21 protein-coding genes and 1 pseudogene are annotated in these 26514 nt (G+C 60.3%); 9 read left to right on the top strand and 13 right to left on the bottom strand.

Annotated features, from left to right (window positions below; genetic code table 11):
• Positions 1–9 precede the first annotated feature (9 nt).
• The gene (locus J2Y48_RS16930) at positions 10–576 is read left to right on the top strand and encodes an alpha/beta fold hydrolase (RefSeq protein ID WP_310420300.1); all 567 of its coding nucleotides are present in this window, start codon (positions 10–12) and stop codon (positions 574–576) included.
• A 375-nt stretch (positions 577–951) separates the two neighbouring features.
• Here the strand turns inward: J2Y48_RS16930 and J2Y48_RS16925 are convergent, their stop codons facing one another.
• From J2Y48_RS16925 to J2Y48_RS16895, 7 genes are read right to left on the bottom strand one after another with little or no spacing between them, the layout of a single operon-like run.
• Positions 952–2241: an NtaA/DmoA family FMN-dependent monooxygenase gene (locus J2Y48_RS16925; protein ID WP_310420298.1), complete on the bottom strand. Its 1290-nt coding sequence runs from the start codon at positions 2239–2241 to the stop codon at positions 952–954.
• Between the two features lie 21 nt (positions 2242–2262).
• Positions 2263–3186: an LLM class flavin-dependent oxidoreductase gene (locus tag J2Y48_RS16920; RefSeq protein ID WP_310420296.1), complete on the bottom strand. Its 924-nt coding sequence runs from the start codon at positions 3184–3186 to the stop codon at positions 2263–2265.
• 12 nt (positions 3187–3198) lie between these two features.
• Positions 3199–4596 (bottom strand): acyl-CoA dehydrogenase, encoded by a 1398-nt coding sequence (locus tag J2Y48_RS16915; protein ID WP_310420294.1) that lies wholly within the window; start codon positions 4594–4596, stop codon positions 3199–3201.
• The gene (locus J2Y48_RS16910; RefSeq protein ID WP_310420292.1) at positions 4569–5561 is read right to left on the bottom strand and encodes an ABC transporter permease; all 993 of its coding nucleotides are present in this window, start codon (positions 5559–5561) and stop codon (positions 4569–4571) included. Before J2Y48_RS16910 ends, J2Y48_RS16915 begins: the two co-directional genes overlap by 28 nt.
• Positions 5562–5564: 3 nt before the next feature.
• Positions 5565–6515: an ABC transporter permease gene (locus J2Y48_RS16905; RefSeq protein ID WP_310420290.1), complete on the bottom strand. Its 951-nt coding sequence runs from the start codon at positions 6513–6515 to the stop codon at positions 5565–5567.
• Complete coding sequence (locus tag J2Y48_RS16900) at positions 6508–8115, bottom strand: ABC transporter ATP-binding protein (RefSeq protein ID WP_310420287.1); 1608 nt, start codon at positions 8113–8115, stop codon at positions 6508–6510. Before J2Y48_RS16900 ends, J2Y48_RS16905 begins: the two co-directional genes overlap by 8 nt.
• Positions 8116–8128: 13 nt before the next feature.
• On the bottom strand, positions 8129–9889 hold the full coding sequence (locus J2Y48_RS16895; RefSeq protein ID WP_310420285.1) for an ABC transporter substrate-binding protein: 1761 nt from the start codon (positions 9887–9889) through the stop codon (positions 8129–8131).
• A gap of 518 nt (positions 9890–10407) precedes the next feature.
• Between J2Y48_RS16895 and J2Y48_RS16890 the strand changes: the two genes are divergently transcribed.
• Positions 10408–11547, top strand: a complete 1140-nt coding sequence (locus J2Y48_RS16890) for an LLM class flavin-dependent oxidoreductase (RefSeq protein ID WP_310420283.1) — start codon at positions 10408–10410, stop codon at positions 11545–11547.
• Between the two features lie 28 nt (positions 11548–11575).
• Positions 11576–12814, top strand: coding sequence for a GNAT family N-acetyltransferase (locus tag J2Y48_RS16885; RefSeq protein ID WP_310420281.1), 1239 nt, complete (start codon positions 11576–11578; stop codon positions 12812–12814).
• Positions 12815–12943: 129 nt separating this feature from the next.
• Here J2Y48_RS16885 and J2Y48_RS25395 read toward each other — a convergent pair.
• Positions 12944–13153, bottom strand: a pseudogene (locus J2Y48_RS25395) (hypothetical protein); the annotation flags it as partial.
• Between J2Y48_RS25395 and J2Y48_RS16880 the strand changes: the two are divergent.
• Both J2Y48_RS16880 and J2Y48_RS16875 read left to right on the top strand, forming a co-directional pair.
• Positions 13125–13814 (top strand): hypothetical protein, encoded by a 690-nt coding sequence (locus J2Y48_RS16880; RefSeq protein ID WP_310420279.1) that lies wholly within the window; start codon positions 13125–13127, stop codon positions 13812–13814. The pseudogene J2Y48_RS25395 and the gene J2Y48_RS16880 overlap by 29 nt on opposite strands.
• The gene (locus J2Y48_RS16875; protein ID WP_310420277.1) at positions 13811–14131 is read left to right on the top strand and encodes a 4Fe-4S binding protein; all 321 of its coding nucleotides are present in this window, start codon (positions 13811–13813) and stop codon (positions 14129–14131) included. The genes J2Y48_RS16880 and J2Y48_RS16875 overlap by 4 nt, the downstream gene beginning before the upstream one ends.
• A 408-nt stretch (positions 14132–14539) precedes the next feature.
• Here the strand turns inward: J2Y48_RS16875 and J2Y48_RS16870 are convergent, their stop codons facing one another.
• The 3 genes from J2Y48_RS16870 to J2Y48_RS16860 all read right to left on the bottom strand — a co-directional run bounded on the left by J2Y48_RS16870 (position 14540) and on the right by J2Y48_RS16860 (position 18117).
• Positions 14540–15955: a DUF2252 domain-containing protein gene (locus J2Y48_RS16870; RefSeq protein WP_310420276.1), complete on the bottom strand. Its 1416-nt coding sequence runs from the start codon at positions 15953–15955 to the stop codon at positions 14540–14542.
• Positions 15956–16008: 53 nt separating this feature from the next.
• The gene (locus J2Y48_RS16865) at positions 16009–17730 is read right to left on the bottom strand and encodes a SulP family inorganic anion transporter (protein WP_310420274.1); all 1722 of its coding nucleotides are present in this window, start codon (positions 17728–17730) and stop codon (positions 16009–16011) included.
• A 90-nt stretch (positions 17731–17820) separates the two neighbouring features.
• Complete coding sequence (locus J2Y48_RS16860) at positions 17821–18117, bottom strand: hypothetical protein (protein WP_310420272.1); 297 nt, start codon at positions 18115–18117, stop codon at positions 17821–17823.
• 73 nt (positions 18118–18190) lie between these two features.
• On the opposite strand from J2Y48_RS16860, the gene J2Y48_RS16855 reads away from it, so the two are divergent.
• Positions 18191–18544: a potassium channel family protein gene (locus tag J2Y48_RS16855; RefSeq protein ID WP_310420269.1), complete on the top strand. Its 354-nt coding sequence runs from the start codon at positions 18191–18193 to the stop codon at positions 18542–18544.
• 233 nt (positions 18545–18777) lie between these two features.
• Here the strand turns inward: J2Y48_RS16855 and J2Y48_RS16850 are convergent, their stop codons facing one another.
• Positions 18778–19629, bottom strand: coding sequence for a VIT family protein (locus tag J2Y48_RS16850; RefSeq protein WP_310420267.1), 852 nt, complete (start codon positions 19627–19629; stop codon positions 18778–18780).
• A gap of 430 nt (positions 19630–20059) precedes the next feature.
• Between J2Y48_RS16850 and J2Y48_RS16845 the strand changes: the two genes are divergently transcribed.
• On the top strand, positions 20060–20863 hold the full coding sequence (locus J2Y48_RS16845) for a hypothetical protein (protein ID WP_310420264.1): 804 nt from the start codon (positions 20060–20062) through the stop codon (positions 20861–20863).
• Positions 20864–21144: 281 nt separating this feature from the next.
• Here the strand turns inward: J2Y48_RS16845 and J2Y48_RS16840 are convergent, their stop codons facing one another.
• Complete coding sequence (locus tag J2Y48_RS16840) at positions 21145–21669, bottom strand: DUF4142 domain-containing protein (RefSeq protein ID WP_310420262.1); 525 nt, start codon at positions 21667–21669, stop codon at positions 21145–21147.
• Between the two features lie 391 nt (positions 21670–22060).
• Between J2Y48_RS16840 and J2Y48_RS16835 the strand changes: the two genes are divergently transcribed.
• Positions 22061–23302, top strand: a complete 1242-nt coding sequence (locus tag J2Y48_RS16835) for an efflux RND transporter periplasmic adaptor subunit (RefSeq protein WP_405030244.1) — start codon at positions 22061–22063, stop codon at positions 23300–23302.
• On the top strand, positions 23299–26499 hold the full coding sequence (locus J2Y48_RS16830; RefSeq protein WP_310420261.1) for an efflux RND transporter permease subunit: 3201 nt from the start codon (positions 23299–23301) through the stop codon (positions 26497–26499). Before J2Y48_RS16835 ends, J2Y48_RS16830 begins: the two co-directional genes overlap by 4 nt.
• The last annotated feature ends 15 nt before the right edge of the window (positions 26500–26514 follow it).

Genomic DNA, 26514 nt, shown 5'->3' with positions numbered 1-26514 from the left:
GCAACTGCCATGGCCCCCGTCTTGATCCTCCCGGGACTGTTCGGATCCGGTGAAGGCCACTGGCAACGGCATTGGCTGGCGGATCGGCCGGAAAGCCTTCTCGTGGAGCAAGATAACTGGGATCGGCCTGTTCTCAGCGAGTGGCTTGAAAAGCTGGAAAACGTCCTCGAACAGGTGGAAGACGCTTACATTGTTGCTCATAGCCTCGGCTGTGTGCTTGCGGCGCGCCACGCGCAAAGAGCGTCCGCCCGCAAGATCAAAGGAGCGCTTCTAGTCGCGACCTGCGATCTTCAACCGACAGAACGGTTCCATCCTGGACATGTTTCGTTCGGTCCGATGCCGACACATCGGCTGCCTTTTCCGACCGTCATGGTCGGAAGCCTGAATGACCCTTATATGACGATCGATCGGCAGACGCTTTTTACAAGACTGTGGGGCGCCGAACACCAGAGCATTGGCTCGGCCGGGCACATCAACATCGCGAGTGGTTATGGACGTTGGACCAATGGCTACGCGCTTTTCGATTGCCTGAAACGGAAAGTCGCCAGCTTGAGAAATAGCGCCGACGTGAACTGACGCCGACTGCGTCGTGACTCCGCTCTTGGTTCGCCGGTTTTCTTGACATAGTTCCGAAATGAGGCGGCCGCGAATGCTCGCGGAAAATGATACAAGCATCCTCCGCACTCTTCTCAACGAGCGGGCGCAGATTCATCGCCTCTTCGGCCTTCGGTGGTCTTCCGTCAGGTTGAGCTTTAACAGCCCGACCATCGGAAAAACACAGATGGCCGCCTTCCTGCCACACCACTGCCGGGGAGGACATCGCTACCAGGCGAGGTTACATCGGAACATGTGCGCAGCATCAACGTAGCGCGATGAATTACGCGCTACCCGAAAGGCTGCGAAATACGCTGAAAGGGTTCGAATTGGCGTCACCTTATCGTTGCGAAAAATTTAGAAGGAAGGCGTGGGTGAGGCTGCTTGGAAGTGCTCGCGCAATGTCTCCGTTTCGTACTGATGACGGTAGAGGCCGCGCTTACGAAGGATCGGAACGAGCTCATCGACGATCACATCGAGCCCGTCTATGAGGCGATCCGGCTGCAAATTGAAACCGTCGACGGCCCCGGCTTGGAACCAGTCCTCGATGTGATCGGCGAGTTGCTCAGGCGTGCCAACGAATCCGGCATGGCCCGACCCGGTATAGCGCGTCTGCTTGAGGTATTCGCGCACAGTGGGGTTGGTCTTGCGGATCTGCGCAATGATCGATTCGCGAAAGCCAATGCTTCCCAGGAAAGTCTGGGAGTCGCTGATAGGGCCCAGAACCTCCTCGGGGAACGGCTCATCGAGTTCAAGTTTAGAGGCATCGAAGCCGATCGCCTGCGACAGCCAGCCGGTTGAATATGATGGCGGACCTGCGTCATGGAGTTCATCGCTGCGGCGTCGTGCCTCTTCCTCGGTGCTGCCCAAACTCAACAGCAGGCCGGGAAGAATTTTGATCTCGTCAGGTGAGCGGCCATTGCTCCGCGCGAAGGCTTTGACCAGACGGTAGTGCTCGATGGCCTGATTTTTTGTAAGTTCAGCAGCGAAGACACCCTCAGCCGCGCGCCCCGCCAATTCGCGACCCTGCGGCGAACCACCCGCCTGAAAGATGACCGGGCGGCCTTGTTTCGACGGCGGCACCCGCAAGCGCCCATCGATATCGAAGAACTCTCCATGGAAATGGACGTCTCTGCCCGTGGCGGCCGACTCCCACAATGCCCGCACGACATCGACAAACTCGTTTGCCCGTTCGTAGCGATCATCTCGGAACGGGATATCGGGTATCCCGAAATTGCGCGCCGCGGGGACGCCGCGAGTGGTGACGACATTCCACGCCGCGCGACCACCCGTTTGGTGATCGAACGAGAGGAAGCGCTCGGCAAGTTCGAAAGGATCATTGAAGGTGGATGACGCCGTCGCCACCAAGCCCACCCGTGATGTTGCTGCGGCCACATGCCCCCAGTTCACCGTCGGTTCAAGGCGGATCGGATTGGCGTCATAAGCTGGATCGCCGAGAAGCGGGCCGTCAGCCAGGAAGATGGCATCCAAGGTGCCGCGCTCCGCGGTCTTGCCAAGGTTCGCCCAATAATCCGGGTCAATGAAGGCATCTTTTTTCAGAAGCGGCGTCTTCCATGCCGATGGCAGATAGCCCAGCACCAATGCGTTGATGCCGAGGAGGACGTGGCCAGTTCGCTTGTTTGTCACGGGTAATGTCTCCGTTGTTGTCTACAAAGAGACATGTGGTTGCGGTACAGGGAACGCGGGCCGCGCGGTTGATGGCAGCGGCGCCGGTGCAGATAGGTTGAGTGCTACTCGCAGGGATCCGCCCGGCGGTGTGGAAGCGAAGCCATCGGCAAGCCACCGTTCAGCGGCGTTCAGCAGGTCATCCACTGGCTGGTCATGGCCGGCGCGCAGCACGACGCCGACAAACGCACCTGGCGGCGGTTCGTCGCCCAGCGCGACGACAGGCACGGAGCCCGCGGCGCCCAGAATAAGGTCGATCGGGTTATTGTCACCGACGGGCGGGGCATCAGCCGGCGCTTCGGCATACCAGGCAATCACCGACGCCCCCGTTCTCGGCTCGGGCGCATTCAACGGCCCTGCGATGGAGAAGCTGTTATCGATATCAACATGAACAATGCGGTTCGACTCCACCAGGATGCCTGTCTCACGGTTGCCGATGATCGAATCGTGAGGCCAACTCTGCTCAAGAACGCGCACCGCACGGGCCGCATCGCAGGCCGTGTGGGCATTGAGTGGCGCTCCGCCGCCGAGGCCGGCTCCACCCCAGGCCGGGGCTTCCCTCGGGCCTTCGGGTGCGTAGGCATCACGCACGCCGATCAGAAGCCCGCTGCGACCACCCGACAGATGGGCAAGTGAGGCGACACGGCGTGCAATGTTGTACGGGTGGTCTCGCTGCGGTGCCGCGGCGATGAGGAAGCGTCCGTGCTTCGTGGAGCCCGCCAAGGTTGCGCCGACGGCACTGCTTGCAAGCGTGACCGGCGCTGGCGCGCTACCATCGATGCGGTCGATCCCCAGCACGCTGAACGCAAGCGGCAATGCATCCCACCGAGAAAGCAGCGCTGGGCTTGTGGTGAGTTCGGCCAGATGCGGCCCGGCAAGGCCAAGCGCAAGATAGGGTTTCGTCATCCTATCGCCTCCTCAATTGCCTTGGCCGCCACGGCCGAGCCGGTCGATGCTGGACGCCGGCGAATTGTCGTTGACCAGATAGTCACCAAGGATGCGGGCCTTGTAGGCGACCGGGTTATGCGACGCGAGCGTGCGCGCATTGCGCCAATGGCGGTCAAGCGCCGTTTCCTCGGAGGTCGCGGAGGCGCCGAGAGCACCGAAAACATGGGTGGCCGCATAAAGGACACCGTCGATGATCGCGAGCTGCGCCTGTGCTACGGCCACCTCTCCGGCGATAACTCGCTTGTCGCGCAACGCAACGTCGCCATCCGCATGAGCGGCGGCGATGAGATCCAGCGCGCTGGCGGCGCGACGCAATGCAGCCTCGGTAGAGAAGACTCGCACCGACACTTCACCGATCACCTGCAGCAGTTGTGGGTCGAGCGCCGGGACCGGGTTGAGACCTTGCGGATAATTTCGCCCGCGCGCCTTGAGCGCCTTGGTACCATCGCGCAAGATCGCCCGCGTGATGCCGGTGAGCACGGCGAGCAATGCCGTTTGGTAGAAGTGACCCTGATAAACGACACGCTCGCTCGCCGGAAAGACATCCCCCTCGTGTGCGATCGCATCCTGGTAGGTAGCGCTGCCGCTTGCGGTGGTGCTCTGGCCAAACCCCGGCCAGTCGTCGGTAAGCACGACGCCCGGCTGGTGACGGCTAACCAAGGTGGTGATGAGCGAGCCGTCTTCTCCCTTGCCGATTACGTCAAGCCAATCGGCATAGAGGCTGCCGGTGGCATAGAATTTCGCGCCGGTGACCTTGTAAGCGTCGCCTTCGCGGGTCACCGTCGTCTTGATGTTGGCGTATGTGCCGTTGTTTGCTTCCGTCCAGCCTCCGCCGATGAACTCGCGGTCCCGGAAGCGCTGGAACCAACGGTCATTGGCCGGTGAAGGGCGCGCGTTGAGGCGATCTTCGATGAAGGCCAAATGATTGCGCCATACGTGAGCGACGTTCGCGTCAGCCTCCGCCAGCAGAGCCAGCAGATAGTATGTCTGTTCAAGCGAGGCGCCCCACCCGCCGAACTCCTCCGGTACGCGCACGAGGGAAAAATCCGCGTCCTTCAGCCATTGCACCTGCTCGAAAGGAAATGTGCGATTGCGCTCACGCTCGACATTGCCCTCGGCAATACGGTCGAAAATCGGCTGAAACCGCTCCACGAGGGCTTCTTCCTTCGCTGTAGCGGGGCGCAAATAGGTTAGCGAAGTTGGGGCGTCCACGGTTGTCATTTTTGTTCTCCTGAATGCTGGTACGTCAACAATTGTGGGGCAGATGTCATGCCGGGCTTGTCGATCGCGGTTGCGCGAGATGCCTGGGGTTTGAGGGATGATAGGTTTGTGTGAATTGCTCAGTTTCGATTGGCTGGGTCGCGCCACTGCGCGACAAGATCGACGGCAAGGGTTGTGATGATGAAGGCGGAGGCGGCAAAGATGGTCGTGCCGATGACGACGGGAAAATCGCCCTCGAGCGCGGCGGCGATCGCCATACGACCGACCCCGTCCAGCCCGAAGATCGTCTCCGTCACGATTGCCCCGCCCATGATGGCGGCAAGCTCCAGCCCGCCGAGCGTCAGGATGGGATTCAGTGCCGATTTCAGGGCGTGGGAAAAATAGATCCGGCGTTCGGGAACACCCTTGGCGCGTGCCGTGCGGATGAAATCATGCCCCAGCACATCGAGCATGCTGGCCCTGACAATGCGCTGAAAAATCCCGATCTCCGCAATCACGAGTGTCGCCCACGGAAGCGCCAGATGCCGCGCCCATTGCAGCGGGTCTTCGCTCAACGGGACATAGCCGCTGCTCGGGAACCAGAAGATGCCCTGGTTCGACAGTTGGAAGAACAAGAAATAGGAGATCAGGATACCACTGAGGAAAGTCGGAACCGAAAGACCGACATAGGCGAGAAAGGCGAGCACATGATCGATGAGCCGGCCTTGCCAGCGCGCCGCGACAACCCCGGAAAGGATGGCGATCGTCATCCAGATCACCAAGGCGCCAAGCGCCAGCGAAAGGGTGACGGGCGCCTTCGCCAGAATGAGGTCCGTGACCGGCGCCTGCTTGCGGAAGGAATATCCAAGAGCCGGCGGCCAATGCATCAACCCCATCGGCGCGCCCTGGATGTCAGGACCGCGGAACAGATAATACCAGAGCTGCAAGTACCAGGGTTCGTCGAGGCGTAGCGCACGCGTGACAGCGTCGATCCCCTCCTGGGTTGCATTTCGCGGCGCCAGCATCGCAGCGGGGTTGCGATAGGCAATCCGGGTGATGAAGAACGCAACGATGAGAACGATGACCAACGTGGAGATCGAACGCAGGAGAACCGTGGAAAACTGTTTCGCCATGATCTAGGTCCGCCTGCGGTGTGGGTCGAGCACGTTTCTCAGGCCGGCGCTCAACGAATTGAAGCCCACAACCGTTAGGAACAGGGCGAGCCCAGGGCCAACCAGAAACCACGGCTGATCCTGATAGAGGGAAGTCCGCTGCGCTTCGGCGATCATGTTGCCCCAGCTCGGCATCGGTGCCTGGATGCCGACACCAAGGAAGGAAAGGGTCGCCTCCGCGACGATATTGGCGGGTAGCTGCACGGCCCAATAGACAAGAACCGTCGGCAGGATGTTCGGCAGAATATCGAACCAAATGATCCGCGCCCATGACGCGCCGATGGTCCGCGAAGCTTCCACCATCGCATTGTTGCGCAGTTCCAGTACCAGCCCGCGCACCAGACGCGCGAAATAGGCCCAGGAAAACAGCGCGATCACGGCGATGACGACGACGACGGGCGGAACGATCGGTTGACCGGTTCCACCGCGGTTGAGCGCCAGAAGGCTGAGGGCCGTCACGACGAAGGGAAAGGACAGGGCAACGTCGATGCCCTGGGAAATGATGCGATCCGTTCGGCCCGCGAAAAAACCGCTGACAAGGCCGATGCCCGTGCCGATGATCATCGCGATCGTTGTAGCCGGAATGCCGACGATCAGTGATATCTGCGCCCCATAGAGTGTCCTGACGAACACATCGCGACCGTTTCCGTCAGCGCCAAGCGGAAATTCAGGCGTCGGGCCGATCGGCAGTCCCATTTCATCAAGCGCGGTGTCCTCGAATTGCTGCATCGGACCATGTCCGAGAAGAGCGCTCGCCAGTGGTGCCGAAAACGCCGCCAGCAGTACGAGCCCGACAATGACGGCACCGGTCCGCACTGCGCTCTCGCGCCATAGACGCTTCAGAAGCAAGGCGATCGGCGATTGCGGCCGGTCGGAACCCGGCAGTCCAACGGCTGAGTGCAGGACGTTAGCCATACTTCACATCCTCAAACCGGGCCGCTGCGGGCAGACGTTCACGTCCGGGAATGGATGCGAGCAGCCGGCGGGTATAGGCATGGCGTGGTTGTTCAAAAACCTGCCGTGTCCGGCCGCTCTCGACGATTTCGCCCTTCTCGAGCACGATCAGCCGGTCGCAGAGTTCGCCGACGACGCCGAGATCGTGGGAAATGAACAGGAACGACACGCCGAGCTTGTCGCGCAGTCGGGCGAGCAGCGTGATGATTTTCGCCTGGGTGGTGATGTCCAGGGCCGATACCGGCTCATCGGCAACGATCAAGGCGGGACGCAGCGCGATCGCCCGCGCAATGGCAACGCGCTGCCGTTGCCCCCCGGACAGTTGCGAGGGCAACCGATCCAGAATGTCGGTCGGCAGCTCCACCTCGGTGACAAGCTGCTCCACGGTCTCGCGCAGTTTTACCTTGTCGACCGTGCCGTGAATGACGAATGGGTCCGAAAGGATGGCCTCGATACGCCGACGCGGATTGAGGCTCGCATAGGGGTCCTGAAAGACGACCTGGATGGACCTGCGAAGATCGCCCTGCAATATGCTGCCGGGACCTGGCTGGGAATATTCCCTTCCCTGCAGGCTGATGCGTCCAGCGTCGGGCCGGTCCAGCCCGGCAATCAGCCGGCCTATCGTTGATTTTCCGGAGCCGGATTCACCGACGAGACCGAGGATTTCTCCTTGCCCGATGGTGAAGGAGACGTCGTCAAGCACGGAGCGCGCGCCGAAAGAACGGGCAACGGCATGCACGTCCAGCAAGGGGCGAGATGCTTCCCGGACTTTTCCATGCGCATAGGCCTTCGGGCCGCCGAGGCGTGCGGCGCCCAACAGTTCCCGCGTGTAGTCCTGCCGCGGCCGGTCATAAATGTCGGTTGCCGGCGCCTTTTCGACGACGAGTCCGTCGCGCATGACGACCACATCGTCGGCAATGTCCGACACGACCGCGAGATCGTGGCTCACGAAAATCAATGCCGTCCCATGCTCGTCCTGCAACCGCTTGAGAAGGTCGAGAATGGACGCCTGCACGGTTACGTCGAGCGCCGTCGTCGGCTCGTCCGCAATGATCAGCGCAGGATCGAGTGCGATGGCGATGGCAATCATCACGCGCTGACGCATGCCACCGGAAAGGTGGCGTGGATAATCCGCAAGCCGCGCCTGCGGGTCGATGATGCCGACATCGTCGAGAAGCGCCAGTACGCGCTCGCGCTTCTCCCTGCGTGATACCCTCTGATGAACCGAAATTGCCTCGCCGATCTGTTCACCGATCGTCTTCAGGGGGTGAAGGTTGCTCAGAGGATCCTGGAAGACAAAACCGATCTCCGCCCCCCGGATCCTGCGCAGCTCCCTATCGGGAAGACCGAGGATTTCCTGGCCTTGGTGCAGCACGCTGCCCTGAACCACGGCGGAACCGGGCAAAAGCCCGGCTGCACCGAGGAGGCTGGCACTTTTTCCCGATCCCGACTCGCCCACGATGGCGAGCGTCTTGCGGGCTTCGACGCCAAAGGAGACGCCTCTTACCGCCTCGATACCACCAAAGCGAACGCGCAGATCATGTACGGAAAAGACGGACATCCGGCTGCGGACTCTAGTTCTTCAAGGCGATGTTGGTGATGTCGGCCTGCACCGCGAGCGAAGACCATACCCAGTGGCTGATGCGATCCGAGGTAATGGCGATCTTGCGCTTCTCGAAGAGCGGGATCCAGGGCAGATCGGTAGAGACGATCTTGTCCGCATTGGCCCAGAGCTGTGTCGGATCGTCGGACGAATAGGCCTCGGCGGCGATGCTGTTCAACTCAGTATTGCTGTAGCAAATCGCATATACGTTGCCGGTACCGCAGGGGGATGCATCCGAGTTCAGCCAGCCGCCGAGCAGCATTCGCGTGCTCGGACCCTGCCAGTCCGGCGAGAAGGCGGCGCTCAGGAACACGTCCCAGCGCGACTTCGGATCCTGAATATAAGCGCGCCACTGGGTTGCAGGCGCAGGGATCAGGTTCAGCGTGATACCCGCCGCAGCCAGGTCCTCCTTGAGCGTTACGGCGATCGTTTCGTTCTGGGCGTTGGTGCGATAGAGCGCGTCGAGCGTGATGCCGTTAGGATAGCCGGCCTTCGCCAAAAGCTCTTTCGCTTTTTCCGGATCTCCCTTGTTCTCCGCCGTCGGATACGGATCGAACTGCTCGTGGCCGGAAATCGTGGAGGTGATAATCTGCGACAGCGGTACGGCGGCGATCGATCCACCTTGCGTTTGAACAAGATGGGCGCGATTGACGGCATACGACAAGGCCTGGCGCACTTCTGGCTTGCGCAATGCCTCGATACCTTCGCTGGTAACGTCTTTCTGCGCGTTTATGGTGATGAAGTTGGCCGAGCCGCTGTTTGTCGCGTGCAGATAGGGGCTGTTCTTCGACACATATTGCCGGATGGTGCCACGCGGCGGAGTGTCGAGATAGAGGGAAAGATCTGCTTCTCCGGCCTGGATCTTCTGGACGATCGCATCTTCGCTGTTGGCTGTGAAGTCGACATGAATCTCATCGACATAGGCCTTGCGGGCTTCGTCCGATTCCGGTTTGAAGCTCTTGGCTTTCTTCAATACCAGCTTCTGGCCCTGATCGTAGGAAGCGACGTAATACGGCCCGCTCGACGGAAGATTCTTGCGCGATTCGAGCGAGTCCGGGAAGTATTTCGACGCGATTTCAGAAGCGACAGGCGATACGAAATTCATCGAAAGAATATTAAGGAAGTCGTAATTCTTCGTGTCGGAACGGATTATCAAGGTCTTGTCATCCGGCGCGGATATACCGGAAATCTCGTGACTGTCGATAAAGGCCTTGCTCGCCGCCAAATCGCCGGTCGGAACCTTCGAAAATTCCTTGCAGTATTCAACAAATCCCGAAAATGCGAGATTGAAATAGTTGACGGCCGCGACCTGCTTATTGGGATCGCAGAAGCGCTTTATGCCGTAAACAAAGTCACCGGCAACGATCTTGCGTTCGACAGAACCCGAGAAGAAGATGTCGTCCTTTAGGTGAAACGTATAAGTCTTACCGTCCGGGCTGACGTCCCAGGATTTGGCCAGATCCGGCACCAAGGTCGTATCTTCCTTGAGGCCGATCGGAGAACCAGGATAGGTCACAAGCTGGCGTGTCGTCGCACGCAAGATTTCCCATGAGTCAATGCTATAGCCGGTTAGCGGATCGAAAGCGTCGAGGTCAGACTCAAGCGAGGCGATGCGCAGTGTGCCGCCGAATTTCGGTTCATCGGCCAGGGCCGGGGCGCAAAGAGCGGTGTATGCGGCAAGGAGAGGAATAGCGGCGCGTTTGGCGGATCGCGAAGGGACGTTAAGATTCATAGCTGATTGCCTCGGGTTTCGTTTCATCTGTTAATCTATGGTTTTTATAGATTACTGGAACGGCCGTACGTTCCAATTTCGGCCGCAGCCGGAGAAAATAAGCCGCCGAAAATCCAGTTTCGACAGAAAATCGATGCCATTTCGAGTTGCTTGCCGCCCGAAACCCTCGGCCGTTGCACAAGCGTCGATCTGGACGGTCCGGACCGAGGCAAGCTGCTTCACAGTGACAAGGAGAAGGATTTTCTCCGGAATATCCGGTTTTTAGTACGGATTGACCGCGCCAACCGTCAGATCGCGTAGCATAGTCTATAAAATCTATAGACTAGGACTGACCTCATGGCATTGAACAAACTTTCGATGAAACCTGCCTTGCGGTTGGCGGACGACCGGCCACGGCCGGCCCGTCCGCTCGCAAATGGCTATTTTGGAAAAGCTCAGCACCGCACGACGATCGCGGACAAACGTCCCTCTGTGGGTGACCACTGCCGTTCGACCGCGCCTAGTGGAAAGTTTTCGGCATGAGCGGCAATATCCATCTTCACTGGTATCTGCCGACGAATGGCGACAGCCGGGGCCTGACAGGCTCGGGAAACGACAGTCACGTCGTCAAATTTTCCGGCGGCTTCCGTGCACCGACCCTCTCGTATCTCGGAGAAGTGGCACGCGCCGCCGAGGAACAGCATTTCCACGCCGTTCTGACACCAACCGGCACATGGTGCGAAGATGCGTGGATTACGACAGCCGCCCTTTCCCAGGAAACGAAACGGCTGAAATTCCTCGTTGCCTTCCGGCCGGGCCTCATATCGCCGACGCTGGTGGCCCATCAGGCGGCAACCTTTCAAAGAATGACAGGTGGACGATTGCTCCTCAATGTCGTCACGGGCGGCGATCGTTTCGAGCAGGCGCGTTTCGGCGACCATCTCGATCATGATGCCCGCTATGAGAGGACGGAAGAATTCCTTTCAGTGATGCGTGGTGTGACATCAGCAGCAGCCGATCAGCCCTTCTCTTTCAAGGGCAAACACTATGACATCCGCGAGGCCAGTATCGATCCGACGCCATACGACCTGCCGCAGATCTTCTTTGGCGGCGCGAGCCCGGCGGCTCAGGAAGTGGCAACCGCTCAGGCCGACGTCTACCTGGTCTGGGGCCGCCCCCCGGCACTCGAGGCCGAAAATATCGCACAGCTAAAAGCGCGTGCCGCTGCCAAGGGCCGCTCGCTACGCTTCGGCGTGCGCTTGCATGTCATTACACGCGATACGGAAGATGAAGCCTGGGCCGTGGCCGACAAACTACTGACATCGCTCTCGCCAGATCATGTGCAGAAAGCGCGCGAACTGCTCGCCAAATCCGAATCCGTAGCACAGAGCCAGATGTCGGCACTGCACACGCATCGGGAAGGCCTGCCGGCTTCAGCGCGTGAACTGGAAATCCATCCCGGCCTCTGGTCCGGTTATGGCCTCGTGCGCGGCGGGGCAGGCACGGCTCTTGTCGGCAGCCATGCCCAGGTCGCCGATCTGATCGAAGCCTATCACAGCGCCGGTTTCGACCACTTTATTCTCTCCGGCCAGCCTCATCTTGAAGAGGCCTGGCATTTCGGCGAGGGCGCCGCGGCTCTTCTCAAGGCGCGAGGCCGTCTCGCACCGGTATTCCCGTAGTCATAAGGAAGGGCATATGCCATCGCTCTTGAAAGTCTCGCGCGAAGATAGCTCCCGCATGGATATACGATCGCTAAATGGTGATGAAGACCGCCGGAAGGCTTTTGCCGTGTTTCGACAGGCAATGCTGGGAATCGGCGATTTCGGGCGCAACAGCCCAGAAACTGAAGCGCGGTTTCTGGCAGAGGGCAAACCGCTTGGTGGCTTCGAGGATGATATCCTGCGAGGTGTCGTCAACGGCTATGATTCGACAATCACACTGCCCGGCGGTCGGCGCGTGCGGCATCTCGCCGTGACACATGTCGGCGTCTCCCCTGACGCGACACGTCGCGGCATCGCCCGCCGGCTCATCGCCGAGCAGCTTCGCCGCGCCCGCGCCGAGGGCTTTGTCGTCGCAGGCCTGAGAGCATCCGACACCGGCATCTATGGCCGATACGGCTATGGCGTTGCTTCATGGTCGGTCCGACATGAGATCGATCTGACGCGCGCCAAACTGGCCGTCGCCACGCCACGCGAAAGTCTCCGCATTGTCGATGCTCGTGATAGCTTCCCGTTGTTTCGACAGATTGCCGATACCGATCCAACGCCGCGCGCGGCAACGCTGTCCCGCTGGGATGGCTGGTGGGCCATGCAGGAATACCGCATGATCCATGGCACGACGCCCCATCACGCCGTCGTTTTCGGCCCTGAAGGCAATGAGCGCGGCTACTTGCGCTTCCATATCGACCTATCGGAAAACTGGTTCACGTCATCGCGCCGAACTGTGATCGTCGATGACCTCATCGCGCATGACGACGAAGCCTGGAGAGCCCTGATCGGCCACCTCTTCACGCAGGATATCCTGCACCGTGTCATTTTTCCCTCCCGGCCGGTCGATGATCCGTTGCCCTTTCTTCTACACAACCCGAGAACACTGGAAATATCCGGCCAGCGTGACGAAAGCTGGATTCGGCCTCTCGACCTTGAAGCTTTGCTTTTCGCCCGGCGCTTTGGTGGGACGCGGCAGGTAACGGTTGCCGTTGAAGATGATTTATTCCCCGACAATGGCGGCATCTGGTCTCTCGGTCCCCGGGGCGCGGCGCGAAGCAGCGAACAGCCGGAAGCTCGGATTGCAATCCAGGAACTGGCCACGCTGATATTCGGTGCACACCAGGCGTCACTTCTCGCCGCTTCGGGTCGCATTCAGGCGATCAATGTGGACGTCGCAGAGGCACTGGACCGGGTATTCGCTACCAGCCGCCGACCCCATTCAGGCATCTCATTTTGAAGGCCATTTGAATCATGGCTTGGTGACTGCGCTGTGGTAGTGGACTGGAAACCGCGCGTTGAGCGGACCCGACGCTTGATGCGGCGGTGAGGAACTGTAAACTTATTGCTTGAGTTACGATTATAGCCCTCAAGCTGTGTTCAGGCGGTCTGGATATGGGCGATGGGACCACATCTGCATAGCTGAGGCCCGCAGCTCGCGGTTTTGTTCAGACGGGATATCGTGACGCGGAATTTGTAAGAGATTTCCGATCGGATCGTGAATGGAGGCGAAAACGCTGAAGGTGCCGCGCTGAGTCGAAGCGCGTTCCATGATCCTCTCTCGCCGTCTGATTGGCCTGCTGATGGCCGGATGGGACGCGCTGTTTCTTGACAACGGTCTGTTTGAGCCGGATCCCGCCCACCACGTGGAATGGAACCGCGGCGCCCATCTTGTGCGCGGAGCGGCGCATTGCGGCACCTGCCATACGCCGCGCAATCTTTTCATGGCCGGAGGCGACGTCGGCCGATGGCATGCGCCCAACATCACATCCGACCCGAACAGTGGCATCGGCGGTTGGACCAAGGCTGTCTATCTAAAGACCGTCCAACCGCTCCCAACCCCTTCCGGAAGCGCTGATATCGTCGATCCACAAGCCATCATCAGGGCCGTTCAGGACGAAGTTTTCCCGCTCGACGTCAACTACTTCCGTACCCATGCCGTCCTGTCGGCTTCGCTCAAACGGCTTGATCGACTTTGGAAAAGTGTTTCCTCGGAAACGGCGCTCGACGAGAGCGAGGCGTTCCGGTTGCGGCAGGCGCAAGCCATGACCGCCACGGCACGCTTCATGTACAGCGCGGCGCTCTTGCGCACCGAAACCCGCGGCATGCACCGCCGCGACGATTTCCCGACCCATGACCCGGCCCAGCATCATCGGCTTATCGTCAGCGGCGTCGACACGATCACCGTAAGGCAAGAAACGATTGATCCAGGCGTCTACAGGGAGGCAGCAAAGCAATGATCGAGGTACTCGATACCGACACTTGCACGGACTGCAACCACTGCGTCCAGGTCTGTCCCACCAATGTCTTCGAGGCGATGCCCGAGGGCCCGCCGCTCATCCTGCGACAGACGTCGTGCCAGACCTGCTTCATGTGTGAAGTCTATTGCCCGGTGGACGCGCTCTATGTCGATCCCGATGCCGAAGCCGTACATGGGCTGACGGTTGAAAGCGTGCGTGACAGCAAGCTTTTCGGCAGCTATCGCAGAGCGATCGGTTGGCACAAAGAAACCCGTCATCGCCGCTACATCGATGACCACTTCCGCCTCCCGCAATGAGATCGGGCCGGCGGTTTCGGCGGCGCATTGCTCTGGCCGGCAATCGGAATTCATGCCCTGCTGTCAATCTTGCTTTAGCGTGAACGTGCCAAAACTGACGCGACGTAGCTCTTGTGCATTGACTATTCCGCCTGCTTTCGGCCCCAAGCGGTCATAGAAGCCCGGATCTTTTAGGATGGCTTCGCGCCCCGTTTCGGTCGTTCGCACCACCCGATGAAATTCCTGAAAGCCGTCAGTCCGCTTCGCGAATGTAGCCACGTCCGGAACGCGCCAGAAGCTGCCGCTAATCAAAGGGGCGCGCGTTGGTTTCCGCCTCCTGTTTGGGGGGGGCGCTTTGGGGCCGGTAGCGGACTGGCAGCCTGTAGGCAACTTGCAAGCGATAAGCGGATTCTTCTCGCACACCGACAATCAAACATGCGATGTCTCGGAGGCAACAATCTTGCCTTGCCGCACCGCGACTTTCAGCGCGGCGTAGTCGCGCTCGGTCTGGTCCGCATAGGCCACGGCAAATTTTCCCATCGCCGTATCGAACTCATCGCTTGACGAACCGAGATACCCGCTGATCGTCGCGGATGACACACTCGATTTTGCATGGGCGCGAGCGAGCGCCCAGCCGCAAGCCTGGCTATAGGCATCCAACATCTCGGCGTCGTACGTATCCACCAAGGGCTTGATCTTGGCATCATGCAGTTGCCGTACATAGAACTGTCGGCCGTCGGCAGTCGTCGTCCATCCAAGGAAAATATCCGATACCGGCTGCATCAAGCGCTGCCCCATCACGACACGATGACCTTGCTGGCTATACGCGCTTTTTCCCGCATAGGCCTCGAGCACCGATTCCACCACTTCCTTGAATTGGAGGAACAGCGCGTCATCGCCTTCAGACATCATCAGGGCGATCCAGCACTGACGACCGACACTGCCGATACCGACGACCTTGATGGCCATGTCAACGAGACGATATCGGCTGACCAGCATCCGCCGGTCGTCGGACAGTGTTTCCTTGTAACTGTGGAGAAGTTGGTCGAATGAGCCCACAGGGTCGGCAGTTTGGGTGGGCTTCGGATGGAAGACGAGTGGCGGTTGGTCAATGATGCGGACCTGTTCACCTACCGTGCCAGCGAGCTTTGGAAAATCGAACTCCGAGCCACTATGAGCTGCCGCCTGCTCGACCCGCTTTTTGACGTTTTTCCGAACGTCCTTTGGCAGCGATTTGAGAAAATCCGTGAAGCGTGTTTCCGTATACCACACCCGAAGCGGGTCCATTTTCGAGAATTCACCCATGTGCTCGCGGTATTTGCGTGCACAATTGACGGCAGAATCGCGACCCTGGCTGTCGGGCAATCCATTTGATCTGGCAACGAGCACAATCGAGGCGACGAGTCGCTTGACATCCCACTCCCACGGAGCAGGCAGCGTCTCATCAAAATCGTTGATATCGAAAATGATGTTGCGTTCGGGCGTGGCAAACCCGCCAAAATTGAGGAGGTGACAATCGCCGCACGCCTGCACCCTTAGACCAGTGCTTGGCATTCGAGCCAAGTCGGCGCCCATCACCCCGGCGGTCCCGCGATAGAAGGCGAGCGGCGACTGCAACATCCGGCCGTAGCGAATGGGAATCAGCTCCTTCATTCGACCGGCGTCCGATCTGTGCAGCAGGTCGATCGGATCTGGTCGTCCGTGCTCCACATTCCACTCCCCATGCTGCGCGCGGGGGATCGTATCTCGCATCGCCTTGCCAGCCGCTCTCCGTTCGCGCGGCGTTGTGATGGCTGCCGACCTACCAACGGTAGCGGTTTGGACTTCGTCTGTTTTGCGTTCCATGGTGATGTCATTCCCGGTGGCAAGGGCGCTACGTCGCGATCGACCTTGATTTGTCACGATGGTGTGTGCTGTCCCTGTTGCCATGCTCGCACGCCGTCCGTCACCCTTTCGAATATGTTCGCAGCGCCCACGACGGCCTCGATGCCGGAGGCCTTCATCCGTTCCCGTACCGGATCGCGCACCCGCGCGAACGCAAGGGTGATGCCGCGGCTCCGCAGCTCCTTGATGCAGTTCAGCAGTTCGTCGCAGCTGCTGGTGTCGATGAGGTCCACCGAGTCGGCGACGAACAGGACATGCGTCGCCGGTGGGTTGCTTGCAGCCAGGCTCGCTCTCAAGCCGGCAATGGCGTGACCGATGCTTGCGAAGAACAAATCGCCACCGGGCCTCCAGATCAGCAGCCCGGGAAAGGTGATTGAATCCGCGTGCCACTTGACGTCGCGATAGGCCTCGACGCCCGGGATCTGGCCGAGCACTGCGACCTGCGGGTGGCTGGTGCGATAGACGACCATGATGAGGGCCAATACGACACCGAGGCCGATCCCCTGAAGTACGCCGAGGGTCAATTCGGCTACAATGACGATTGCCGCGATGAGAAACTCCCAGGTGCTTCGGTGATAGAGGGAACGCAGATACTGGGGTTTCGAGAGGTGCAGCATCGCCGCGATCACGATTGCGGCAAGCGCGGGGTGAGGCAGATCCCGAAACAGCGGCGTCAGCAGGACAAGCGTGAGGAAACACAGGACGGCAGCAACCAGGTTGGCCATCTGACTGCTGGCGCCGGCCACCATGGCCACCGAGGTCTTTGACAGGCTTCCGACGACGAGGAACCCACCGAACATGCCACTCAAGATGTTGCAGCCCCCATGGGCGACGAGCTCCTGGTTCGGATCGACGTCGCCTCCGCCCTGCATGGCTGCGGCCTTGGCCGCGCCAAGCGCCTCGGCATAGCCCACCAGCACGATGGCGAGAGCGCCGGGTGCAAGCGCCATGAGTGTCTTGGGATCCAAATTGGGCAGGACGAAATGAGGAAGGCCAGTCGGCAGCGGGCCGACCACACTGATCCCCGCTGCTTCGCCGCCCAACAGGCCAACAACAAGCGTGGCGACGGTCGCGACAACCAACGCCGCAGGCAGGCGAGGGGCGGCGTGACGAAGCCACAGCATCGCGGCGAGACCAAGCAGGCCGGTCAGCGCCGGTGCAAACGAGATGTCGCGCAGATGCTGCAGCACGTGCCAGAGCTTGGTAAAGAAATTGCCGGACGCGCCGCTGATGCCGAGCAGGTGCGGCACCTGCCCAATGATCGTGACGCAGACCAATCCCTCGATGAAGCCGCGCATGACTGGCGTGGGGATGAACGCTGCCATCCATCCCATGCGACAGGCACCGAAGATCAGGAAGAAGACACCAATCAGAACTGCGAGGGTGGAGGTTAGGAGATTGTAGTCGGTCGTTCCCTGCGCGACGATGGCCCCCACGGTCAGGGCCGAGATCAGTCCGGTTGCAGTGTCCGGACCGACGACGAGCAGGCGCGACGTACCGAGAAGCGCGTAGACAATGAGCGGCGGTACGATGGTGTAAAGGCCCATGATCGGCGGCACGCCGACGATACCGGAGTAGGCCATGCTCTCCGGCACCATCACGGCCCAAACTGCCAGTCCGGCCAGAACGTCCGGCACCAGCAGCTCACGCCGATAGGCAGGGAGCCATTCGACGATCGGCAACAGGCGCCCGACGGTTACCATGGGTCGTGCAGCAATTTTCGGTTGTTCAGTCATTGCTGCGTCCGCGCCTCAGTGGACGCTTGGCATTGGCCAAGTCGATCCGCGCTAGGACATAACCTTTCTAAGATACTCTTTGCTGAGCATTTAGACAATTGGCGTGCTGAACGACCTCGCTGCCGCGTCCCAATCCGGGCGCGTGCGGTAGTGGACCGTCTTCCATGCACCGGCCTTGCTTTCCCGCTCGAGCCTTATCTGAAGCAGCACGCCGTTCCTGGCCGCGAGATTTGGGGAGGCGAAAGAGGTGGCGACGATCGATCCGCGTTTGATGACCAACGACGAGGATAGGAGTATCCTGAGTTCTTCGTTGATCCTTCCGTGCTGAGTGAGCAGGAAGGCGGTGGCGCTCAAAATGGCGGCTGAAGCACTTCCGACAATCCTCACCGGCGCCACCTACGGCAGCGGCGGACAGCGGAGGGTTATCGTTACATGCCCGGGCCTCCACGTGTGAACGGTCATGGCGGCAGAATCAGGTCATCGGTCTCATCCGAAGGAGATGAGGCGCCATTTTTTCATTGAGCTGTTCCGGTACGTTCACGTGCTGTGGCCGATATTCTCCGGGATCCTTGTCGTCATGGTTGGATCCGGAATGATCGCGGGGCTTATCGAAGGTTGGCGGATTGAGGATACCCTCTACTTCACCTTTGTTACCGGACTTACCATCGGCTATGGCGATATCACGCCAAAACATCTCGCGGCGCGGCTTCTCGCTATATTGATTGGTTTTGCAGGTATCCTGCTTACTGGCCTCGTTGCATCGGTCGCGGTGCATGCGCTGCAGGCCATTCGATCCGATCGCTTGGATAGATAAGCTTGCGTGCCGAGCCGCAACCCACCCGATGTGGATGCCAGCGAAGCTCGGCGTTTGCATTCCCGTTGGAGGGGTGTCGGAGGCTGTAGCAGTTCTGGATTTCGAGGCACGGTGCAGAGCGGCGACATGTGACGCTCGGTCTGATCTGCACAAACCGGAGTCTCATGCAAGGCTGCCGCTTGGGTCGATCTACCGTTGCGGTTGATCTGGGCGACTACCTCACGAATTCCGTCTCACCCACCGAGCGCAATCGCAACGGCGACAAGAGCAATGCCGACCACAACCATAAGCAAGCCTGTGCGCCATGGCCTTCCCACCTGTCGGCCGAAGGCGAAGCCGGTGAGGAACAGCATCGCGACGGCTATGACGTTCGAAAGCCGCAAGGCGAATGCTACGTCGTCAACAACGAGGAATGGTACGGCAACCGGGAAGAGACAAAGAAAGACGAGCAGGAAGACCCCGAGGGCAGCCAAATAGTCTTCGCGGCCGAGTCGGATTTCGAGGCTATCAGGTGCTATGCTATCGAGATGCAGGCGGATGCGCTCGAGGTCGGATTGGCTGAGCACCGGCAGCACGGCCGTCGGGAGATGCTCCGCGACGATCGCGCGCCCCGCGGCATCGCTTTGGGCTCCCCGGATCGCCTCGACCATGGCGCGTGTCAGCAGGCGTTCGCCACGCGCGTCCATCAGGTACATGATGGCATCTATAATGGCCCACGCCAGATTGCATCCCAGCATTCCCATGAGCATGGTCCGCACCTCGGCACGGTTTGCTGTGGTTGCCGAAAGCGACAGGGTAAAGGTAAGCACCATGATGAGGCCGAACAGGATCTCGCTCGCACGCGACTGCGGATCGAGTACACGGCGGACCGCGGCGGTGCGCGTTGACGCCTGTTCGGCCGCGGTGACCGCTCGTGCCAAATCGTCCTTCATCGTCGGGCCGCTGGCTGAAGCAACGCCGGTGTGAAATATCGCATGGAGGATCGGAGCCATCATAACGTTGCGCCGAAGGGCTGATCGTTGAGCGCAGTTTAAACGAGAGATCACACTGATACTATGCCTCGAGGCAACAATCTCGCCACCCACGCACCGTTGGGCGTCCAGCAGCACAGATCAGCGTAGGCCAAGCCAAAATTGACGAGGTGCAGGCGGGTCCTTCCCAGCGACGACGCTGACGATGGCCGTCGTCCAACGAGGGATCGCTGCGCATCCACCGGCGATCGGAAGAGACCGATTATCGCTTTCAGCAATTCTACGGTTGGCAAGCAAATGTTAGAATAGGGCACGGGTGACGGTCTCTGACTCACCGTGTTGGTACCGGCGACGGTACACACCGAGAATATGCCTTCCGGCACATGGTTTGCCCGAGCCCCGGGGCGGCACCTTCACATTTGCGACGAAACCAAGAAGGACAGATGGAGCATGAAACGCGATTGGTGGCGTCTTTTCGCCGACCAACCGATCTGCCTCGCCCGCACGTACGGACTTCGTATGACCTAGAACGCAGGAGGTCGCCATGATTCCGAGAACTGTCTTCTTTCTTTCCTCGTTCCTTGCCGCAAGCCAATATCTGGTCGCTGGCGCGGCGTTGGCGCAGGACGCCGGTGTCAAGCCGCACGTTCCACTTGCCAAAACGATCGGCCAAGTAACGCCGACCGGGCCTGTTCCATCCCTTTTCGTGCTTAATTCTGACGGCGCAAAACTGGAGGGAACCACGCTCACGATGACCGGCGTTTCAATGAACTCAATCGTCTTTGCCGATCGTCCAGTTCGTGCGGCCGGTCACGTCACGACGGAGCAGTTCATCATGCAATGGGACAAAGGCAAGGGCAGTTTTGCTGTCGATCCGCCCAATGCCACGATCTCCATCCTTGGCGGGGATGGGTCGAAGGTCGAAGATGCCGTGGTGACGATCATGAATCCAAAGCTTGAGGGCGGCAACCTGACGTTTGAAGTGGCGGTCCTTGAAGGAAGCCTGTCCGGTGGGAGTGGGCCGGCGGCTCTGTTCATTGACCGTGGCGGTTTTGGTGGCTTCGGTGGAGGGGGCGGAGGCCGGGACTTTGGCGGCGGCGGCTTTGGCGGTGCCCGCGGCGGGTTTGCTGGAGGCGATCGAGTGGGCGACGTCCATGTCAACGACGTCCATGCCAACTACTGGCATGCTCCGAACTATCATGGTGCCTGGTATGCCGGCGCGGGCGTAGCGACGGGCGCAGCGATCGGGGCAGCCACCGCGAACTATCGCTACGGCAACCGCTACGACGACTCCTATTATACCGGCTATGGGCCGTGTGGATACTACCCCTATCCACCATGCTATTAGAAGTTCACGGCGCTGGCCGAAGCTTGGTAGATCACGCGGATGACGAGTAGCTGAGGGGCGCTTCAATCAAGTGCCCCGTTCTCTTAACTCTCGCGTTGGATGCCATTTGACGGCAGTCACGCGCAAGAAAAGCAGTAGAGAGTGGATGACGCAGTTCCAGGTGTCCGGAGGTGCCGTTCCAGACAGCGTGAAATCTGCAGCGCGACAAGTTTGGTCCGCCTGAAGAGCACTTCGCAATTCGCGATATGGATTATTGGCCCCTAAGCCTAAGCCCCTACAGGCTATTGCAAGTTCTGGACCATATCCAGATGGTGTTGCAGAGTTGGCAGGGTCTTCGAGGCCCACGCCTTGAGACTTGGATTGTCACCACCCTTGGCATAGCGCATGAACAGGTCGACTGCATGCTCATGAGCATCCACCTGATCTTCTTGGTACCGCTTTATGAATTTATCGCCCTGAAGCGTCTGAAGATCGCTCAGCGCATCTTGCTGATCTTTCGACATCGTGTCTGCCGGTGTGGCGTTGACTTTATCGGCAACGACAATTTGCTTCAGTTCGCTCGTCGTCCTTTGGTGATCCTGCACCATCTGCTCGGCGAAGCCTTTCGTGGCTCCATCGGCCCGCTCGATCGCAAGTTGGCTAGACGCAATCTCGAACACGTCACTCATCGAGGCCTCTTTCACGAAGTCCTCTGTCTTCGGTGCCACCCCAAACAGCGAGTTGATACCAGCCTTCTCGGTGGCCGATTGCGCCAGCGCAGAGGTCGCCACGATCGAAGCGGCGGCGGCGACAATAATCGTCTTCACGCTGCCTCCTTTGCATTCGAGACAGGGCCCACCCCCCGGCAAACTCCAATAGGTTACCCCCGGATGTCCCGCTCGTCAAAAGATGACCCTGCCTTCGCAGAAGTGAAGGCCGGACGAGAAGGCGCATAGGGTGTTACGGGCACTCTGCATCAGCGATTCGCTGGTGTGGTCGCCAATTAGGGTTTATTATTTCAGTGTCGATGGGGCCCACAACTCGGCTGGCCAAGCCGAAAAAGGGGGGGTCGTGTTTTTCGACTATTTTCCTCACGTGCCGGTCTTCGTCGTTGTCACGGTCATCTGTGCAGTGATCGCGACCCACCACGTTCTGGATCTGATCGCCAAGGCGCGAAATCATCCGCGTCCGACTGCCGTCGTTGGCGGAACGTCCCGCATCGAAACGCGTGGCCAACAGTGTCGATGCCTGCAATTTTCCGTCGTCCTCGCCGCGGCGGCGACACTGTCCTCATGCGACAGCAAGAACGAATATATCCCGCCACCCCCACCGGCAGTGCGTGTGGCTCAGCCGCTGGTACAGCCGGTTACCTCCTATTTCGAACTCAACGGCAACACCGCGGCCTTTAATAGCGTTGACATTCAGGCGCGGGTGCAGGGGTTCCTCCTCACGATCGACTATCGCGACGGCGCTTTCGTCAAGCAGGATGCACAACTTTTCTCCATTCAGCGTAACACCTATACGGCGCAACGCGACCAGGCACAGGCATCACTGACTTCGGCAAACGCAGCCATGGTCGAACGCACGCAGGAACGTGATCGACAAAACGAGCTGATGACGCACCAAGTCACCACCCAGGCCAATGTCGACATAGCAAACGCCCACTATGACGAGGCGAAAGCGAACATTCTCAACGCGCAAGCCGCTCTTCAGTTGACGGAGATAAATCTCGGATATACGCGCGTTGTCGCGCCCTTCGACGGCGTGGTGAGCGCTCATTTGGTGGATGCCGGCGCGCTCGTCGGCGTGGATGGCCCAACGAAGCTCGCGACGATCGTCCAGATCGACCCGATCTACGTCTATTTCAACGTCACCGAGCCGCAGGTGCTGGAGATCAAGCGGGATCTGGTCCGACAGGGCAAGACGTTTAGGGAGATCGATCTCCCTAACGTCCCCTTCGAGATCGGCCTGCAGGGCGAGGATGGCTATCCGCACAAGGGCAAGCTGGATTATACCGCGCCGCAGGTCGACGCGGCAACGGGCACGCTGCAGGTGCGCGGCGTGCTCGACAACAAGGATCACGCCCTGCTGCCGGGGCTTTTCGTTCGCGTGCGCGTGCCGATCGGCCACCGCGACGGCGGTATTTTCGTTCGTGACGTATCCATCGGCACCAACCAGCAGGGCAACTATGTGCTGGTCCTCGGCAAGGATGACGTCGTTGAGCAACGCCAGGTCCAGATAGGCCAGCGGCAAGGACAGCTCCGGGTGATCGAAAAAGGGCTGGATCCTAGCGATTGGGTGGTCGCCGAAGGCATCCAGCGGGCAGTTCCTGGCGCGAAGGTCGCTCCAGAGAAAGTCAAATTCGATGCCGGTGAAAGCGCGAGCTCTGCCCCCCTTGCCGCGGTGGCGTCCAGTGCCGCTACGCCGGCTCAAGCTCCTGCGGAAGGGGCCAAGCCGTGATTTCGCGCTTCTTCATCGAGCGGCCGATCCTGTCAAACGTGCTGGCGCTGGTCATTGTGCTGATCGGCCTGGTGGCGCTCATCCAGTTGCCCGTCGCGCAATATCCGAACGTCGTCCCGCCGACGGTTTCGGTGACGACGCGCATGCCCGGCGCCAGCGCCAAGACGCTGGTTGAGACCGTCGCTCTGCCGATCGAGCAGCAGGTCAACGGCGTCGAGAACATGATCTACATGCTGTCGACCAGTGCCAGCGACGGCACCTATTCGCTGATCGTCACCTTCGCGATTGGCACCGACCCGGATCAAGCGCAGGTGCTGGTGCAGAACCGAGTGGCCATCGCCATGGCTTCGCTGCCGGAGTCTGTGCAGGTGCAGGGCGTCACGACGCAGAAGAAGTCGACCGCGATCCTCGGCTTTGTAACGCTCACATCGCCAGACGACCGTTTCGACAGCCTGTTTCTCGCGAACTACGCGGTCATCAACCTGCAGAACGAGCTGGCGCGCCTCGATGGCGTCGGCAACGTGACCGTCTTTGGCGCTGGGCAATACGCCATGCGCATCTGGATGGATCCAAACCTCCTGCAGGCGCGGGGGTTGACGCCGCAGGACGTTGTCAACGTCGTCCAGCAGCAAAGCCAGGACGTTGCGGCGGGCCAGATCGGCATCCCCCCGGTCCCCAAAGGTCAGGACTTCCAGTACACGCTCAATGTCAATGGACAGCTCAACGCGGCGCCGGACTACGAGAACATCATCGTCAAGGTGGACAATCAGGGCGGCGGCCGCATCACCCGCATACGGGATATCGGCCGCGTCGAACTCGGCGCCCAGACTTATAGCCAGTCCTTCCTGCAGAACGGACATCCGGCGACCGGGATCGGCATCTTCCAGCTCCCGGAAGCCAATGCAATCGCCGTTGCGACCGAAGTGCGCGCGAAGATGGCGGAGCTTTCAAAAGCCTTCCCGCCAGGGTTGACCTACGGGATGCCTTTCGACACGACGAAGTTCGTCAACGCCTCCATCAAGGAAGTCTACAAGACGCTGGCCGAGGCCGGCGTGTTGGTGCTGATCGTCATCCTCGTCTTCCTGCAGGACTGGCGCGCCACGCTGGTACCGGCAACGACCGTACCGGTCACCATTATCGGCGCTTTCGCGGCCATGGCCGCCCTCGGTTTCACCGTCAACCTCTCCACCCTGTTCGCGATCGTGCTGGCGATCGGCATCGTCGTCGATGATGCGATTGTCATCGTCCAAGGTGTATCGCGTCATGTCGAGGAGGGCATGCCCGGACGGGCGGCGGCGGAAAAGGCAATGGACGAATTGCTCGGGCCCGTCATTGGCATCACGCTCGTCCTGATGTCCGTGTTTGTTCCCGCGGCTTTCCTGCCGGGCCTCACGGGTCAGCTCTACCGACAATTCGCGCTGGTAATTGCCGCCACCGCCCTCATCAGCGCCGTCAACGCGATTACACTGAAGCCGACGCAGTGCGCGCTCTGGCTCCGGCCGCCCGTACCGCTGGAGCAGCGGAATTTCATCTATCGCGCTTTCAACCGCACCTATGATCCGACGGAGCGTGCCTATGCCGGGCTGATCAATCGCATGGTTCACCATAGTGGCCTTATGGTGGCGATCGCGTTTGCGCTGATCGGCGTCGCCGTCTGGGGGCTGACGCGTCTTCCGACAGCGTTCCTCCCCACCGAGGATCAGGGCTACGTCCTGATCGCGCCGCAGTTGCCGGACGGCGCCTCGAAGGAGCGCACCGACGCGGTCATGCAGCAGGTGGGCAAGATCGCCGAGGAGACGCCGGGCGTCGACCAGGTGCTGACGATCAGTGGCATCTCCGCTCTCGACAACAACGCTTCGCTGCCCAATGCCGGCGTCGCCTACGTCGTCCTGAAGGACTGGGACGTCCGCGGCAAGGAAAAGGGCCAGGACCTGCTGTCGATCTACAACCACCTGAACGACGCGCTCCGGGCCGTGCTCGGCGCCAACGTCCTGGTGCTGGTGCCTCCGCCCATCCAGGGAATCGGCAACGCCACCGGTTTCACCATGCAGGTGGAGATCCGCAACGGTGATTTCGACTATGCTCTGCTGCAGTCGCTTGCCAGTACCGTTATGCAGCACGGCAGCGCCCAATCGGCGTTGCAGCGGCTCGGCAGTTCTTTCCGCGCCAGCGTGCCGCAACTGAGCGTCACCGTCGATCGCATAAAGGCCGAAACGCTCGGGGTCGAGGTGGGCCAGGTCTTCTCCGCGCTGACCGGCTATGTCGGCTCCAGCTACGTCACGCAGTTCAACAAGTTCGGCCACACCTTCCAGGTCTATGTGCAGGCCTCACCAGAGGCGCGCGTCACGGCCGACGATATCCGCAGGCTGCAGATCCCGGCGGCCAACGGAACCATGGTGCCGCTCGGCACCGTGGTCGATGTCTCGCTGATGCAGGGGCCGTCGTTGATCAGCCTCTACAATCTCTACCCGAGCGCGGCGATCGTCGGCGGCCCCGCGCAGGGCTTCAGTTCGGGCCAGGCTCTCGACATCATGGAGCAGATCGCCAACCAGACCCTGCCGCCTGGCACCGGTTTCAACTGGACGGCGATGTCATATCAGGAAAGGGCCGTAGGCACGCAGATCTACTTCGTCTTCGGACTTGCCATGCTGCTCGTCTATTTCGTGCTCGCCGGCCAGTACGAGAGCTGGATCCTGCCGCTTGCCGTGCTGCTCGCCGTGCCACTGGCACTGCTGGGCACGGTCATCGCGCTGACGGGAGTGGGCGTCGCCAACAATCTCTATACGCAGATCGGACTCATTCTCCTGATCGCGCTCTCGGCCAAGAACGCCATCCTGATCGTCGAATATGCACGCGCAAATCGGGCAGACGGAATGGAGGTGCTGGAGGCGGCGGTCGAGGCGGCTCGGCTCCGCTTCCGACCGATCCTGATGACCTCCTTCGCCTTCATCCTCGGTGTCCTGCCGCTGGTGCTTGCGACCGGCGCCGGCGCCAATGCGCGCCGCTCCATCGGTATATCCGTGTTCAGCGGCATGCTGGCCTCCACCTGCCTGGCCGTTCTCTTCGTGCCCTCCTTCTATGTTGTGCTGCAACGCATCGAGGAGCGCCGCAAGCGTCGCAAAGGTCCGGAACTGAGCCTGGTATCGGACACCGCTGATCCGAAGATGAAGGCTCCCCGGGCTGCCTCTGACGGCTGAGCGCCGAAGCTGCGT

The sequence above is a fragment of the Mycoplana sp. BE70 genome (genome assembly GCF_031455855.1).
Taxonomy (GTDB): Bacteria; Pseudomonadota; Alphaproteobacteria; order Rhizobiales; family Rhizobiaceae; genus Mycoplana.
Note: the sequence above shows the minus strand (reverse complement) of the source record. Positions and strands in the feature narration are given on the sequence as shown.